The sequence below is a fragment of the Aeromonas sp. S12(2024) genome, from assembly GCF_041402305.1.
GTDB classification, from domain to species: domain Bacteria; phylum Pseudomonadota; class Gammaproteobacteria; order Enterobacterales; family Aeromonadaceae; genus Aeromonas; species Aeromonas veronii.
Window position 1 is genome coordinate 73,403 of sequence record NZ_JBGLRB010000009.1, and the last position, 14,233, is coordinate 87,635.

Here is a 14,233-nt window from a genome sequence, read left to right on the forward strand (position 1 = left end):
TTATTACGCGATATTCGGGAGATTTCCCGCATAGATTAAATTCGCGTGGATTCTAACACCGGGCTTGTCAGGTAAGCAGGGGGGAGGGACAAAAAAAACGGCGCCCGCAGGCGCCGTTTTCAACTCGTTCAGCTCTGATTAAAGAACGTGAACAGAAGCGGTGTTGGTGGTGCCGCTCGGTACCAGAGCACCGGAGACCATCACAACCACGTCACCTTTCAGACCCATGCCGATTTCCAGCGCGGCTTCTTTACCGATGCGATAGAAATCGTCGGTAGAGGCGATGCTGTCAACCACGTGGGCAACCACACCCTTGGTCAGAACCAGCTGGGCAGCAGTTTTCTTGTTGGTGGTGATAGCCAGGATCCAGGCTTTCGGGAAGTACTTGCGAATGGCCTTGGCAGACTTGCCGCCTTCGGTCGCGACCACGATCAGCGGGGCGTCCAGCTTCTCGGAGGTCTCTACGGCGCCTTTACATACGGCTTCGGTGATGCGCAGCTTGTTGCTGTCGTTGGCAGCAGACAGGTTGGACGGCATCACAGCATCGGTACGCTCGCAGATGGTGGCCATGATGGTCACGGCTTCCAGCGGGTACTTACCCTTGGCGGATTCACCGGACAGCATCACTGCGTCGGTACCGTCCAGGATGGCGTTGGCCACGTCACCAGCTTCGGCGCGGGTCGGACGCGGGTTCTTGATCATGGAGTCCAGCATCTGGGTGGCAGTGATAACCACTTTGCGGGCTTTGTTGCACTTGGCGATGATCATCTTCTGGGCGAAGATAACTTCTTCAACCGGGATCTCTACACCCATGTCGCCACGAGCAACCATGATGCCGTCGGAAACAGCCAGGATCTCGTCGAAGTTGTCCAGACCTTCCTGGTTTTCGATCTTGGAGATGATCTGGATGTTCTCGCCACCGTGGGCTTTCAGGTGCTCACGGATTTCCAGAACGTCTTCTTTCTTGCGGATGAAAGAAGCAGCAACGAAATCAACGCCTTGCTCGCAACCGAAGATCAGGTCGCGCTTGTCTTTCTCGGCCAGGGCCGGCAGCTTGATGGAGACGCCCGGCAGGTTAACGCCTTTGTTCTCGCCCAGATCACCGTTGTTCAGCACTTTACAGATAACTTCGCGCTCGGTGATTTCGATAACGTCCAGACCGATCAGGCCGTCATCAACCAGGATGCGGTTGCCGACGCGCAGATCGTTGGCGAAACCTGCATAGGTCACGGCCACTTTGTCTTTGTTGCCAACCACGGTCTGGTCGGTAGTGAAGGTGAAAGTCTGGCCAGCGACCAGCGCGACGTCGTTGCCGCCTTCCAGCTTCATGGTACGGATTTCCGGACCCTTGGTGTCCAGCAGGATAGCTGCGTGCTTGCCGGTCTCGGCCATCACAGCGCGCAGGTTGCTGATGCGGCTGCCGTGCTCGGCGTAGTCACCGTGGGAGAAGTTCAGGCGCATGACGTTCATGCCGGCGTCCAGCATTTTGGCCAGCATTTCTTTGGATTCGGTCTTCGGACCGATGGTGCAGACAATTTTGGTCTTTTTCATGTCAATCTTCATGGTTAAGGAATTTCCGCCGAGCAATATACACCAGTTTTTGGAATCTTTTTATGATCCAGAAACAACGTTTTGACCAGATAACGTTTTCTTTTCAGGGATAACGTTTTCCTGTGAGTCACATTTTAGAGCATACGGCCACAGGTTCGGGCTGAAGGGATACAAATGTTGCCATCTGTGGTTGTTTGGCCGGGTTGAGGTTCAGATGTTGTAAAATGACCACCCGTCCGCTGTCACCGTCTTGTCACCGGCTTGCGCAAAAATGTTAGTTCATTGGCGCACGGGTGAAGGAGGCCGGGATGAAAAACAGCCATGAAACCGGATGGGCTCTGCTCTTGCTGGGCGCCGCCCTGCTGCTGGTTCAGACACTGCCAGCCCGCTACTGGCCTGACAATGCCGGTCTGCTGGCGATCTTCTCCCATCCGGTGAAAGGGGAGGTGGCCGCCGAGGGATTGGCGTGGCGAGAGTGGCAGGATCACAGTGCCGCGACCCGGATGGCGCTTCGTGCAGCCCGACCGCAGCCGGAAGCGCCGCAGCCTTGATATCTATTGCTGCTTACCGGTCGTGAAAGCGTGAATTATCAACCATTAGTTGATAGTTCTTATCTATCTTGCTGGATTGTCCACCTTTCATGGCGGGGGGATAATCAATTCCAACAGCGATATCCCCTCCGGTATCGCCCCAGATACTTTGTTGGAGTCCGCTTTATGTCCCTCGCCCCCGTTTGGTTTATCTCTCACGGCGCACCGGATCTGGTGCTGCGTGAGCAACCCGCCACCCGCTTTCTGCGAACCCTGCGTCTGGGTGAGCTCAAGGGGCTGGTGGTCATCTCCGCCCACTGGTTCAGCCGCGAGTTGCAGATCAACGTCGAGCCCAAACCGGCCTTGATGTACGACTTTTACGGCTTTCCCGAGCCCCTCTACCGGATGCGCTGGTCTGCCAGCAGCCCCGAGTTGCTGCAACAAGGGGTGAGCGACCAGCTGGCACTGGCCGGACTGACCGCCACCCCGGTGCGGCGCGAGCTGGATCACGGGGTCTGGTCGCCGCTCTCCCTGATCGACCCAAACAGCGAGATCCCGCTGGTGCAGATCTCCATTCCCGCGAGCTTCACCCCGGCCCAATTGTGGCAGTTGGGAGAGGTATTGGGGGCGCTGCGCAGTCAGGGGATTGGCATCCTCGCCTCTGGCGCCATCACCCACAACCTGCGGGCGCTGGCACCGGAAGGCTCGCCAGTGCCGGAGTGGGCCAGCCAGTTTGTCGACTGGCTGGAGCAGAAGATGGCCGATGAGGATCGTCTGGCGCTGCTCGACTATCGCCGGCAGGCCCCCGGAGCAGTGGAGTCCCATCCCCACGATGACCACCTGCGCCCGCTCTTTGTGGCGTTGGGGGCGGCCGATGGTGTGGCGCCCACCCGGCTGCACGAAAGCTGGGATGGTGGCAGCCTCTATATGGGCGCCTACCGCTTCGGCTGATAGCCTCTCAACAAGACCCCGCCAATTGGCGGGGTCTTGTTATTTCCGGCGTAGTGATTTAGCCGATGGTACTGGTGATTGAGCTGATGCTACTCAGGGGACCACTACCCGGCTCTCGCCGCCGCCGAGGGCTTCGACCCTGATCTGCACGCCAATCCGCTCCACCAGCGTCTGGACGTGGGAGATGACCCCGATCTGGCGACCGGCGGCTTGGAGGGAGTCGAGGCTGGCGAGCGCCAGATCCAGACTGTCCGGATCGAGGGTGCCAAACCCCTCGTCGATAAAGAGCGACTCGACCTGGGTCTGCCGTGACGAGAGGCTGGAGAGGGCCAGCGCCAGCGCCAGCGACACCAGAAAACTCTCGCCACCGGAGAGGGAGTCCACCGAGCGCACCTCGTCCCCCATGTCGAGATCCACCACTTGCAGCGCCAGATCGGTGCCGGGTACTCGCTCCAGCCGGTAGCGCGGTGATAGTTCGGCGAGCTGGGCGTTGGCCTCCAGCAACAGGCGCTCAAGGGTGAGGCTCTGGGCGAAGGTGCGGAACTTGGCGCCGTTGGCCTGCCCGATCAGATCGCACAGCTGCTGCCAGTGGTCGGCCACCGCCTGCTGGGCGGACAGCTCCTGTTGCAGGCTGCCCGCCTTGAGCGCTGCGGCTTCGGCCTGTGCCAGCTTGCTCTTGCACTCGAACAGCTGCTCTTCAAGGGCGCGACAACGGGCATCGAGTGCCGCCAGTTGGTCGCTCAGCTCTGCATCCGGCAGGGCGGCCAGCTCGGGGTGGTGCTCGCGATAGCGATCCCGCTTGCTCTCCTCCAGTGCCAGTGCCCGTTGCCGCTCGGCGAGGCGGGTACGCGCCTCACCAAGGGCATCTTCCAATCCTTGCAGGGCGGTGCGGCGAGCCTTGAGTTCATCGGGGCTGATGGCGAGCAGACGGCGCAGGTCGTATTCGGCGATGCCGAGAGTACTGGCGTGGGCAGCCCAGCGCCCCAGCACCTCCCGCTTGCGGCGACTGCTGGTCTGCTTTTCCTGCTCCACATGGGTGAGGCGGGTCTTGAGCTCGGTCTGCCGCTCGCGCAAAACTCGGGCACCGCTCTGCATCAGCTCCAGTTCGCTGGCGAGTTGTTGCAGTCGCTGTTGCCAGCGATTCTCGACCAGCGGGATCTCCTCGCCACCGAGACAACCGCTGCGGCTGGTGAGCAGCCCCTGCCGCTGCTGTTCGTGCTCCTTGTAGTCCCGCTCCAGTTTGTGCAGCAGCTCGCGCTGGGTCTGCAGGCGCGCCTCCTGTGCGCTCAGGGCCGGGGTGAGGCTGGCGATCTCGCTGGCCAGCCGCTCCCACTCGCTCTGGCCGTGCAGCCAGGCTTCGCAGGCTCGCTGCCACTCGTGCCACTGCTGGCTGCCGAGCCACTGGCGCCACGGTTGGCCGCCCATCTGCTCGTCGAGGCGGTGGGCACCCTGTTCGAGGCGCTGGCGCAGGGTCGCCTCCTGCTCGCCCATCCCCTTCACTTCCCCTTCCAGTGCGATGCGCTGGCGGTCGGCCTCTTGCCACTGCTGGTCAAACTGCTGGTGCTGGGCAGCCAGTTGGCTCAGTTGTTGACGCACCCCTTGCAGCTGTTGTTGGCCAAGCTGGGCCTGACGCAGCTGCTGCTGGCTCTGGGCCAACCCCTGCTCCAGCGCCTGGCCACGGCCAAGCAGTGTGCTCATCAGCTCGTTCCACTCAATGGGGCTTTGGCGCAGCGGCAGCGGATGGCCGAGCAGGGTATCGCCACCCAGCTGTTGCCAGCGCTGGGTCAGCTGCTCGGCGCGGGTTTCCAGCTCCGGCAGATGTTGCTGACGCACCGCCAGCTGGCGGGCCAGCTCCTGACGCTCGCTCTCGCACTGAATGTACTGATGGTTGAGCCGCTCCCATTCGAGTTCGAGGCTTCTGACCCGCTCCGCCAGCTGACCCAGGATCCCCGCCACCTGCGGCTGGCTCTGGCTGTAGGGGTGCTCCCCGGAACCGCACAGCGGGCAAGGTTCGCCATCGCTCAGGATATGGCGATACTGCTCGAAGCTGGCGATGGCGCGAGACTGCTCCAGCGCGTGGCGCGCCTCATCCCGCTGCAGGGCGAGCCGCTCGCGGGCGGGGGCCAGCTCTTCGCCAAGGGTGGCGAGCTTGCCCAGCGCCTGCTCCAGCTGGGCAATCTCCTGCTGCAAGCGGCCATGCTGCTCGCCGTGGTTGCGGCCATAATCGGCCAGCTCCAGCAGCTGGCGCAGCTGACCCAGTTGTTCAGTCTGCTGCTGCCACTGCTCCTGCGCCTTGGCGAGGCGGCTCTCCCACTGCTGCTCCTGCAACTCGTTCTGTTGCTGTTGCAGCCGAGCTTGTTCATGTTGCCAGTAGTCGCGCTCCTGCTGGCCTTGCTCCAGCTGGCGCTGCAACTGTTGCAGGGCGCGCAGCTTGTGATCCCGCAGGGTGAGCAGTTGCTGCAGCTTGTTGGCATCCTCTGCCCAATCCTGCATGGCGGTGAGCAGGGGCTGCCACTGGCGGGCCACCGGTGCCAGCTCCTTGTGCTCTTCGAGCCAAAGTCCCCACTGCTGGTGCTGCTGCTTGAGCAGTTCCACCTGTCTGCTCTGCTCGCGCCAGCCCTGCTCGAGGGTGAGTTGCACTTCTCGCTCCTGTGCCCCCTCCTGCTGGATCTTCTGCAACTGCTGCACTTTTTCCCGGATGCGGGTATCAAGCTCCTGCGCCCGCTTGAGTTCGGGTTGCAGGGCACCCCATTCCCGCTCGGCGGCGATCTTCTCCGCCAGCAGCTGCTGCTCGGTCAGCGCGCTCTGTTGGGTCTGCTCCTCGAGCTTGGCCAGCTCCGGCCCCAGCTCGGCGATCACCTTCTCCTGCTGCTGCACTTCCAGAGTGAGGCGGGCCAGCTCGTCGTGATCGGCGCGGGCTACCTGGGCCTGTTCGGCACGGGCAAACTCATCGCGCTCGGGGGCCGCGGCGCCGTGGGCCTGCAGGGCGGCATCGAGCGCCGCCTGTCCCTCGGCGCAGCCCTGCAGCTGGGCGGCAATGCGGCTGTTGAGGTCGCGCAAGTCCTGCATCAGCTGCTGCTGTTGCTGCTCGTGTTTGAGGGTGGTGGAGAGGCTTATCTGCTGGTTTACCCACTGTTCGCGGGTCGCTTCATCCATCAGCGCCACGTCGCCGAGGCGCTGGGCTATGGTGGCCAGCTTCTGCTGCTCTTCCCGCGCCCGTTCATAGGTCTGGATGGAGATGGCGGAGTAGAGCTCGGTGCCGGTCATCCGTTCGAGCAGGGCGGAGCGCTCGTTGGCGTCCGATTTGAGGAAGGCGGCAAACTCCCCCTGCGGCAGGATCACCGCGCGGCGGAACTGCTCCCAGGAGAGACCCACCAGCTCGTCGATGCGATCCTGCAGCTCCCGCTTGCTGCCGGAGAAAACCTGCCCTGACTCCACATCGGTCAGGGTGCGCTCCTGCGCCTGAAAACGCCCCTCCGAGCGGTTTCGCGCCCGGCGCACCGCCCAGCGGGCCAGCCAAATGCGACCATCGCAGCCACGAAACTGCACCTCAGCAAAGCCGCTGGCGTGGCCGCGACTGAGGATGCCGCGCACGTCGTTGGCCTTGAGTTTCTCCTCGTCATCCATGCGGCCCACTTCGGCCACGTTCTTGCGATTGGCGATAAAGCGCGGCATCTCGTCGTAGAGGGCCAGACAAATGGCATCGAGCAATGTGCTCTTGCCCGCGCCGGTATTGCCGGTGATGGCAAACAGACCGGCGGCGCCGAGCGCCCCCCTGGTAAAGTCGATGGTGAAGGGGCCGGTCAGACTGGCCAGATTCTCACCTGACAGAGACAAGATTTTCATTGGTTTGACTCCTTCACCTGCTCCAGGATCTCTTCAAACGAGGCAACCAGCCCAGCCTCGGGCTCCCCTTCAAACTGGCGCTGATAGCAGAGGCGAAACACCTCGGTGGGGGAGAGCTCATCGAGCCTGCGCCGCTCGCGACCATCGGCCAGTCCTTCTCCCGAGCCCTGATACTGGGTGCTGATGCGGGCCAGGCGTACCGGCTTGTCTGCGATGGCGGCCAGAATCCGTTCGCGGATGCGGGCTTCGGGCTTGGGCAGCAGCAGCCGCACTTCGAGGAAAGGTTGTGCCTCTTGTGGACAATCAGGCAGTTCGAGCGATGCGATGGCGTTCAGCGCGTCGTCGAGGGTGCTCTGGGGCAGGCGGATCATCTCCACCGCGCGCGGCACCGGGATCCGCTCCAGCCCAGCCTGTTTACCCTCCGCAAAGGTCACTTCCAGCACCTGATGGTTGTAGTTGGCTTCGGCGAGCGAAAGCGGCAGCGGCGAGCCGCTGTAGTGCACCCCCTCGGCTGGGCTCTGGGCCAGATGGAGGTGGCCGAGCGCTGTGTAGTCGGCACCGGCAAAGAGTTCGGCAGGCAGGGCGTGCTGGTTGCCACCAAGCACCCGCCGCTCCGACAGCTCGGAAAGCTGGCCCGCCGCCAGATAGGCATGGCCCATGGCGATGAGCGGCAGATCCTCCCCGCAGCGAGCGCGCCCTTCGGCCAGTACCTCGGCGTAGACCTGCCGTACCCCTTCGATCAGCCTGTCCTGCCCCTCTGCCAACTGCTCCACCCGCAGATCGCTGCTGCGTAGGAACGGCACGGCAGCGCACCAGGCAGCAATCTTGCCTTCTTTGTCTTGCAGCGGTACCAGCAGGCGGTCGGTCTCGAGCTTGCCCTCACTGTCGCGGCTGATGCTGCCCACCAGATGCAGATCAAAGGCGCGCAGCAGCTCGTGGGGGGCATCGAGCTTGGAGGGGGAGTCGTGGTTGCCGCCGATCAGCACCATGTTTAGGTGGGGCATCTCGGCGCGCAGCCGCGCCAGAAAACGGTAGAGTTGTTGCCAGGCGCTGGCGGGAGGATTGGCGGTATCGAACAGATCGCCCGCCACCAACAGGGCGTCGATCTCGCGCGCCTTGAGGGTGTCGCTCAGCCAGTCGAGGAAGGCATCGTGTTCAAAACGGCGGTCATGACCATGGAGTTGATGGCCAAGATGCCAGTCGGCGGTATGGAGGATTTTCATTGGAAAGCAGCCCGGTTGCAGGGACGGTGCCTGTGGCACCCGATGAAGACAAGATGAGGATGCCCCATGCTTTTTTCAAGTAAAACAGGGGGCTGGCATCGATTCAGGCTGGTTCGCAGCACATCCGGTATTGGGGGTGGCCGGTGAGGGGATCGGACTCCTCGGCCTCAATGACGAAGCCGTGGCGGCGATAGAAACGCACCGCCTGATCATTCTCGACAAAGACCCGAGCGTGGAGCGACGCCCCCTGACGCTTGGCCTCCTGCAGCAGGGCGTGGCCGACGCCGCGGCCCTGACGGTCGGGGCGCACGAACAGGGCGGCGAGATAGTTGTCCACCAGTGCCATGAAACCGAGCAGATCGCCGCGCTCCTCGAACACCCAGATGGCGGCGCGATCGAGATAGCGGGTACGCAGATCCTCCTGGGCCTGCCACCAGCAGGAGGCATCGACGAAATCGTGGGCCTGCAGGGAGGCCAGCAACCAGATTTCGACGATCTCTTCCATGTCTTCCGGGCGACTGGGCCGCAACATACCTTCATCCTTATTAACAATTTACTTTCGCAGTCTAGGAGAACTTGATGAACAAACAGGTGACATAAATGAGACCCTGTGAGGTCGATCGCCCTTTATTTAGCGAGAATGATTGGCTGATCACAAAGCGCCTCTCTAGTACAATGCCCGCCGGACAATCTAGAGACCGAGGACGCCATGTGGTTTAAAAACCTGCAGATTTATCGCTTTACCCGCCCCTTTGACCTGACCGTGGATCAGCTGGAAATCCAGCTGGAAGCCTGTGCCTTCACCCCTTGCGGCAGTCAGGACATCTCCCGTTTCGGGTGGGTCAAGCCCCTTGGCAAATTCGGCTCAACCCTGACCCACTCTGCTTCCGGCCACATCCTCATCTGCGCCCGCAAAGAGGAGAAGATGCTGCCCGGTACCGTGGTCAAGGAGATGCTGGCCGAGAAGGTAGAGGCGATCGAGTTCGAACAGGGTCGCGCCCTCAAGAAGAAAGAGAAGGAAGCGCTGAAAGAGGAGATCCTCCACACCCTGCTGCCCCGTGCCTTCAGTCGTACCAGCCAGACCTTCGCCTGGATCAATCCGGCCGACAATTTGATGGTGGTGGATGCAGGTTCTGCCAAGAAGGCGGATGATCTGCTGGCACTGCTGCGCAAATCCATCGGCTCCCTGCCGGTGGTGCCGGTGGCTCTCAAGAACCCGCCGGAGATCACCATGACCGAGTGGTTGAACGAGGGCAACCTGCCCGCCTCCTTCACTCTGGAAGATGAAGCCGAGCTGCGCAGCGCCATGGAGCACGGCGGCATCATCCGCTGCAAGCAGCAGGATCTGATGACGGATGAAATCAAGAACCACCTGGCCAATGACAAGCTGGTGACCAAGCTGGCCCTCAACTGGGGCGAGACCGTCAGCTTCGTGCTGGGGGATGATCTCTCCATCAAGCGTCTGAAATTCAGCGAAGAGCTGCGCGAGCAGAACGACGACGTCACCAGCGAAGATCCGGCCGCCCGTCTGGATGCCGACTTCGCGCTGGTCACCGCCGAGCTGTCCCAGTTTATCCCGGCGCTGTTTGCCGCCCTGGGTGGCGAAGAGCAGTCCATCTAACCGGACATGCGCCTGTTTGGCCTCTGTCATCCCATCGTAAAAGCCGCCTTCGGGCGGTTTTTTTATGTTTGTTACGGATAGCCATTATTGATAGATGAGTAAGACATTGATCTTGTTCAATAACTTGAGCTGTCAGCGCCAATCGTGACATAGTCCCTCTTCATGGTCATAAAACAGACAAGGAGAGTGTCATGTTGCGCAAACCTCTGGGGCTGGCTGTCGCCCTTGCCCTGCTGGCCGGTTGTGCCAGTGACAATGGCTTTCACTACACCCCGCCAGCCCAGACCCTGATCGCACCCGAAGCCGCCAGTGGCTGGACCGACAAACAGGGCTGGCAGGGCCATGACTTCATGGTGGCTGCCGCCAACCCGCTGGCGGTGGATGCGGGTTACCAAATCATCAAGGCCGGTGGCAGTGCCGTCGATGCCGCCATTGCGGTGCAGCTGGTGTTGACACTGGTGGAGCCGCAATCCTCCGGGATCGGTGGCGGGACGCTGCTGCTGGTGTGGGATGGCCGCAAGGTGAGTGCGGTGGATGGCCGCGAGACGGCGCCGGCTGCCGCCACCGACCAGCTGTTTATGCAAGATGGCAAGCCGCTGGCGTTTTATGACGGGGTGGTCGGGGGCCGCTCGGTCGGCGTGCCCGGCACCCTGCGCGCTCTGGCACTGGCCCATCAACGTTATGGCAAGCTACCCTGGGCTGCGCTGTTCGAGCCCGCCATCACGCTGGCAGAACAAGGATTTGTGATAAGTCCACGGCTGGCCACATTGCTGGCCAAGGATCCCTATCTGGCACGGGATCCGCAGGCGCGAGCCTACTTCTATCAGGCGGATGGCAGCCCCAAAACGGCGGGCACCCGGCTGACCAACCCGGCGCTGGCCAAGGTGTTGCGCACTCTGGCCACAGAGGGGGCAGATGCCTTCTATCGGGGGCCGCTGGCGGATGCCATGGTGGCCAAGGTTCGCCAGCATCCCACCAATCCCGGGGTACTGGCGGCCACCGATCTGGCCAGCTATCAGGCCAAAGTGCGTGATGGCCTCTGCTTTGACTATCGCCAGAGCAAGATCTGCGGTTTCCCCACTCCCTCATCCGGCACCCTGGCACTCGGCCAGATCTTCGGCATGCTGGAGAGCCGCGATATGGCAGCCCTCAAGCCGATCACCACGAAGGAAGGGGGGCTGGCAGCCTCCAGCGAGGCTATCCACCTCTACAGCGAAGCGGCGCGTCTGGCCTTCGCCGATCGCAACCAGTACGTCGCCGACAGCGATTTTGTCAGGGTGCCGGTGAAGGGGTTGCTGGACAAGGGCTATCTGGCCGAACGCGGCAAACTTGTCGGTCAGCACTCCATGGGGATTGCCAAGCCCGGTACGCCGCCACTGGCGCTGGCGCGCGGCAAGGATGCGACCCCGGAACTCCCTTCCACCAGCCATGTCTCGATCGTCGACAAGGCGGGGATGGCCATCTCCATGACCAGCTCCATCGAGGATGGTTTTGGATCGCGTCAGATGGTCAACGGCTACCTGCTCAACAACCAGCTCACCGATTTCTCCTTCACCTCGGTGGATGCTGCCGGTCTGCCGGTGGCAAACCGGGTGGAGCCGGGCAAGCGGCCCCGCTCCTCCATGTCACCCCTGCTGGTGTTTGACAAGCCAAGCGGCGAGCTGACCATAACGCTGGGCTCGCCGGGGGGCTCCGCCATCATCAACTACGTGGGCAAGACCCTGCTCGGCACTCAGGATTGGGGCCTGAACCTGCAACAGGCCATCAACCTGCCCAACTTCGGCAGCCGCAACGGCCCCACCGAGCTGGAAGCGGGACGCACCCCCATGTCGGTGGTCGAGGGATTGAAGGCGAGGGGACACGAGGTGGTATTGAACGAGCAGACCTCCGGCCTGCAGGGGGTTGAGCGCAACGCTGGCGGCTGGTTTGGCGCAGCGGATCCGCGCCGGGAAGGGATCGCCAAGGGGGAGTGAGGTTCCCATAGCAACAAGGCCAGCATAATGCTGGCCTTGTTGCTGATGGTGCATGGCAGAGCGAGTTACTGGATACCCAGCAGCTCCACGTCAAAGATCAGGACTGATCCCGGCGGGATTTTGCCAGCGGCGCGGTCGCCGTAGGCGAGGTTGGCAGGGATGTAGAAACGGGTCTTCTCACCTTCCACCATCAGCTGCACCCCTTCGGTCCAGCCAGCGATCACCTGATTGAGGCCAAACTCGATGGGCTCGCCACGGGCGACCGAGCTGTCAAAGACGGTGCCGTCCAGCAGTTTGCCCTCGTAGTGCACCTTCACCTTGCTGGTGGCGGTGGGGTGAACGGTGCCGGTGCCCGGGGTCAGCACTTCGTACTGCAGGCCGGAGGCGGTGGTGGTCACCAGCGGCTTCTCCTTGTTGCTGGCGAGGAACTCGGCGCCAATCCGCACGTTGTCGGCCGCCAGCTTCTTGTTGTTGCTGCTGGAGTAGAAGTAGTAGGCCACACCGGCGATGAGCAGCGCGATCAGTATGAATTTCATCGGTTTTTCCTGTTCCATGAAATGTAAAAAGTGCAATGAGGGCGCCATCTTATCGCGCACCGCCCCTGATGGCGAGCCACAGGGCGGGAGGATGTGAGCGGGCAGGCAAAGCCCGGCGACGCAGACGCAAAAAAGGGCGAGTCGGTGACTCGCCCCTTGTCATGGCGGCGGCGCTTACTTGGCGGCCACCATCATCAGGGCGGGCAGGGCGAAGAAGAGACCCGTTACATAACCCAGAGCCAGCAGCTTGTTCTCGCTGCCTACCCGGGCCAGCCCCTCGGCGGCGCGTACCGGCAGGTCGCGCAGGAAGGGGATGCCATAGATGATGACCACGGCAAAGAGGTTGAACAGCACGTGGACCAGCGCGATGGTCAGGGCCAGCTGGGCACCGGCTCCGCTGATGGCGGTGGCAGCCAGCAGGGCGGTGATGGTGGTCCCAATATTGGCTCCCAGGGTGAAGGGGTAGAGCTGACGGGTGCTGAACACACCGCCGCCGGCCAGCGGGATCATCAGGCTGGTGGTGGTGGAGGAGGACTGCACCATGATGGTCACCAGCGCACCGGAGGTGATGCCGGTCAGCGGGCCACGGCCCAGCGCCTTGTGCAGCACCTCTTTGGCACGGCCAACCAGTACCTGTTGCAGCACTTTGCCGAGATACGTGACGCAGGCGAGGATCAGCAGGATACCGATGACGATAGTGGCGATGGCGGCACCCTTGCCCGGCAGGAAGGCAACGGCGCTGTCAATCAGCTGCTGGGCTGGTGCGGTCAGCGGCTTCATGAAATCCATGCCCTTCATCGACATATTGGCGGAGCCTACCAGCAGGTTGGCCAGCCACTCGGCGCTGTGTTGCAGCAGACCGAACATCAGCTCCAGCGGCAGGAAGATGAACACCGCCAGCAGGTTGAAGAAGTCGTGCACAGTGGCGGCGGCGAAGGCGCGGCGGAACTCGGCGCGATCCCGCACATGGCCCATGGAGACAATGGTGTTGGTGATGGTGGTGCCGAGGTTGGCACCCATCACCATGGGGATGGCCATGCTGATGGGCAGGCCCCCAGCCACCAGACCGACGATCACCGAGGTGACGGTGCTGGAGGATTGCACCAGCGCGGTAGCGAGAATACCCAGCAGCAGGGCGACAAAGGGGTTGTTGGCAAAGGCGAAGATCTGGGCGGCGCCCTCGGCGCCGCCGGAGAAATCTTTGAAGCCGTGGGAGATGGCGCCCACGGCAACCAGGATCAGGTAGACCAGTACGATGACACTCATCCAGTTGAACAGGGCGCGGGTCGCGGGCGGCTGTGACAAGGAGTGATGGTGTTGCATAAAGCCTCTTGAGACGGTCGTTCCGTCTTGGGTTGTTGATGACCCGCGCATTTAATCAATGGTTAATGACAGAAATATGACAACGTGACATTTCGATGATGTTTTTATGACGACGAACTGCGGCGACAGGCGCTGACCGAGCCGGTTGGCTCTGGGGTGGCAAAAGGGGGGACGAATGCACTGCCGCCTTGTCAGCCGGAATGTGATCGCTACACTGCGCCCCTTTATTGGCAAGCAGGAGTAAACAAGATGATGCGTGCATGGATCCTCTCTCTGTCGCTGGGGCTGCTCTCGGCAGGGGCACAGGCCAGCCTGTTGAAAACCGACTGCAATCTCGACAAGGCCCTCAAAAACGAAGCGGTGAATGCTACTCTGGGAGTCAAGGGCAACTGTGATACCAGCAAGCTGGTGAAGCAGGAGAAAGAGAAGGTGAAAGCTGAGGTGCAAAAAGGCCGCAACGACCTGCTGGGCGAGAAGCGTGCCGACCTCAAGGAAAGCGGCAACGGTATGCAGCAGAAGATGGACAAGGCAAACCAGCAGTTGCACAAGGCGGAGCAGGATGCCAAGACCATCGCTCGCGATCCGCTCAAGGCTGCGGCGACCGCCGTACTGGACAAGCAGTAAGCCGAGCGGGCCCAAGCCCGTGTGACCGGCAAGAGACCGGCAGCAAGAAGGGGAG

General features: G+C 62.1%; 11 protein-coding genes. 5 read left to right on the forward strand and 6 right to left on the reverse strand.

Annotated features, from left to right (window positions below):
• Nucleotides 1-138 precede the first annotated feature (138 nt).
• Nucleotides 139-1,551 carry a pyruvate kinase PykF gene (gene pykF, locus ACB035_RS10615; RefSeq protein ID WP_031227651.1) on the reverse strand — a complete coding sequence of 471 codons (1,413 nt, stop codon included), beginning with the start codon at nucleotides 1,549-1,551 and terminating at the stop codon, nucleotides 139-141.
• Nucleotides 1,552-1,859: 308 nt separating this feature from the next.
• Here pykF and ACB035_RS10620 point away from each other — a divergent pair, with 308 nt between their 5' ends.
• Both ACB035_RS10620 and ACB035_RS10625 read left to right on the forward strand, forming a co-directional pair.
• On the forward strand, nucleotides 1,860-2,102 hold the full coding sequence (locus ACB035_RS10620) for a hypothetical protein (RefSeq protein WP_335841457.1): 243 nt from the start codon (nucleotides 1,860-1,862) through the stop codon (nucleotides 2,100-2,102).
• Nucleotides 2,103-2,267: 165 nt separating this feature from the next.
• Nucleotides 2,268-3,032 carry a class III extradiol ring-cleavage dioxygenase gene (locus tag ACB035_RS10625; protein ID WP_371167246.1) on the forward strand — a complete coding sequence of 255 codons (765 nt, stop codon included), beginning with the start codon at nucleotides 2,268-2,270 and terminating at the stop codon, nucleotides 3,030-3,032.
• Nucleotides 3,033-3,125: 93 nt separating this feature from the next.
• On the opposite strand, the gene ACB035_RS10630 is transcribed toward ACB035_RS10625, so the two are convergent.
• The 3 genes from ACB035_RS10630 to ACB035_RS10640 all read right to left on the reverse strand — a co-directional run bounded on the left by ACB035_RS10630 (nucleotide 3,126) and on the right by ACB035_RS10640 (nucleotide 8,633).
• Complete coding sequence (locus ACB035_RS10630; RefSeq protein WP_371167247.1) at nucleotides 3,126-6,878, reverse strand: AAA family ATPase; 3,753 nt, start codon at nucleotides 6,876-6,878, stop codon at nucleotides 3,126-3,128.
• Nucleotides 6,875-8,101 carry an exonuclease SbcCD subunit D C-terminal domain-containing protein gene (locus ACB035_RS10635; RefSeq protein WP_371167248.1) on the reverse strand — a complete coding sequence of 409 codons (1,227 nt, stop codon included), beginning with the start codon at nucleotides 8,099-8,101 and terminating at the stop codon, nucleotides 6,875-6,877. Before ACB035_RS10635 ends, ACB035_RS10630 begins: the two co-directional genes overlap by 4 nt.
• A 103-nt stretch (nucleotides 8,102-8,204) precedes the next feature.
• On the reverse strand, nucleotides 8,205-8,633 hold the full coding sequence (locus tag ACB035_RS10640) for a GNAT family N-acetyltransferase (RefSeq protein WP_005338252.1): 429 nt from the start codon (nucleotides 8,631-8,633) through the stop codon (nucleotides 8,205-8,207).
• Nucleotides 8,634-8,810: 177 nt separating this feature from the next.
• Here ACB035_RS10640 and rdgC point away from each other — a divergent pair, with 177 nt between their 5' ends.
• Nucleotides 8,811-9,722, forward strand: a complete 912-nt coding sequence (gene rdgC, locus ACB035_RS10645) for a recombination-associated protein RdgC (RefSeq protein ID WP_371167249.1) — start codon at nucleotides 8,811-8,813, stop codon at nucleotides 9,720-9,722.
• A gap of 191 nt (nucleotides 9,723-9,913) precedes the next feature.
• Nucleotides 9,914-11,695, forward strand: coding sequence for a gamma-glutamyltransferase (gene ggt / locus ACB035_RS10650; RefSeq protein WP_371167250.1), 1,782 nt, complete (start codon nucleotides 9,914-9,916; stop codon nucleotides 11,693-11,695).
• Nucleotides 11,696-11,760: 65 nt separating this feature from the next.
• Here ggt and ACB035_RS10655 read toward each other — a convergent pair whose 3' ends face one another.
• Together ACB035_RS10655 and ACB035_RS10660 are read right to left on the reverse strand one after the other, a co-directional pair.
• Nucleotides 11,761-12,231, reverse strand: coding sequence for an FKBP-type peptidyl-prolyl cis-trans isomerase (locus ACB035_RS10655; RefSeq protein WP_005347462.1), 471 nt, complete (start codon nucleotides 12,229-12,231; stop codon nucleotides 11,761-11,763).
• A gap of 174 nt (nucleotides 12,232-12,405) precedes the next feature.
• Nucleotides 12,406-13,554, reverse strand: a complete 1,149-nt coding sequence (locus tag ACB035_RS10660) for a sodium:phosphate symporter (protein WP_005359054.1) — start codon at nucleotides 13,552-13,554, stop codon at nucleotides 12,406-12,408.
• A 249-nt stretch (nucleotides 13,555-13,803) separates the two neighbouring features.
• Between ACB035_RS10660 and ACB035_RS10665 the strand changes: the two genes are divergently transcribed.
• The gene (locus ACB035_RS10665; RefSeq protein WP_005359057.1) at nucleotides 13,804-14,178 is read left to right on the forward strand and encodes a hypothetical protein; all 375 of its coding nucleotides are present in this window, start codon (nucleotides 13,804-13,806) and stop codon (nucleotides 14,176-14,178) included.
• Nucleotides 14,179-14,233: the final 55 nt, after the last annotated feature.

Excerpts from the sequence above, each read along its gene's own strand:
- pykF (WP_031227651.1), bottom strand. The coding sequence starts at position 1,551 with ATGAAAAAGACCAAAATTGTCTGCACCATCGGTCCGAAGACCGAATCC.
- ACB035_RS10620 (WP_335841457.1), top strand. The coding sequence starts at position 1,860 with ATGAAAAACAGCCATGAAACCGGATGGGCTCTGCTCTTGCTGGGCGCC.
- ACB035_RS10625 (WP_371167246.1), top strand. The coding sequence starts at position 2,268 with ATGTCCCTCGCCCCCGTTTGGTTTATCTCTCACGGCGCACCGGATCTG.
- ACB035_RS10630 (WP_371167247.1), bottom strand. The coding sequence starts at position 6,878 with ATGAAAATCTTGTCTCTGTCAGGTGAGAATCTGGCCAGTCTGACCGGC.
- ACB035_RS10635 (WP_371167248.1), bottom strand. The coding sequence starts at position 8,101 with ATGAAAATCCTCCATACCGCCGACTGGCATCTTGGCCATCAACTCCAT.
- ACB035_RS10640 (WP_005338252.1), bottom strand. The coding sequence starts at position 8,633 with ATGTTGCGGCCCAGTCGCCCGGAAGACATGGAAGAGATCGTCGAAATC.
- rdgC (WP_371167249.1), top strand. The coding sequence starts at position 8,811 with ATGTGGTTTAAAAACCTGCAGATTTATCGCTTTACCCGCCCCTTTGAC.
- ggt (WP_371167250.1), top strand. The coding sequence starts at position 9,914 with ATGTTGCGCAAACCTCTGGGGCTGGCTGTCGCCCTTGCCCTGCTGGCC.
- ACB035_RS10655 (WP_005347462.1), bottom strand. The coding sequence starts at position 12,231 with ATGAAATTCATACTGATCGCGCTGCTCATCGCCGGTGTGGCCTACTAC.
- ACB035_RS10660 (WP_005359054.1), bottom strand. The coding sequence starts at position 13,554 with ATGCAACACCATCACTCCTTGTCACAGCCGCCCGCGACCCGCGCCCTG.
- ACB035_RS10665 (WP_005359057.1), top strand. The coding sequence starts at position 13,804 with ATGATGCGTGCATGGATCCTCTCTCTGTCGCTGGGGCTGCTCTCGGCA.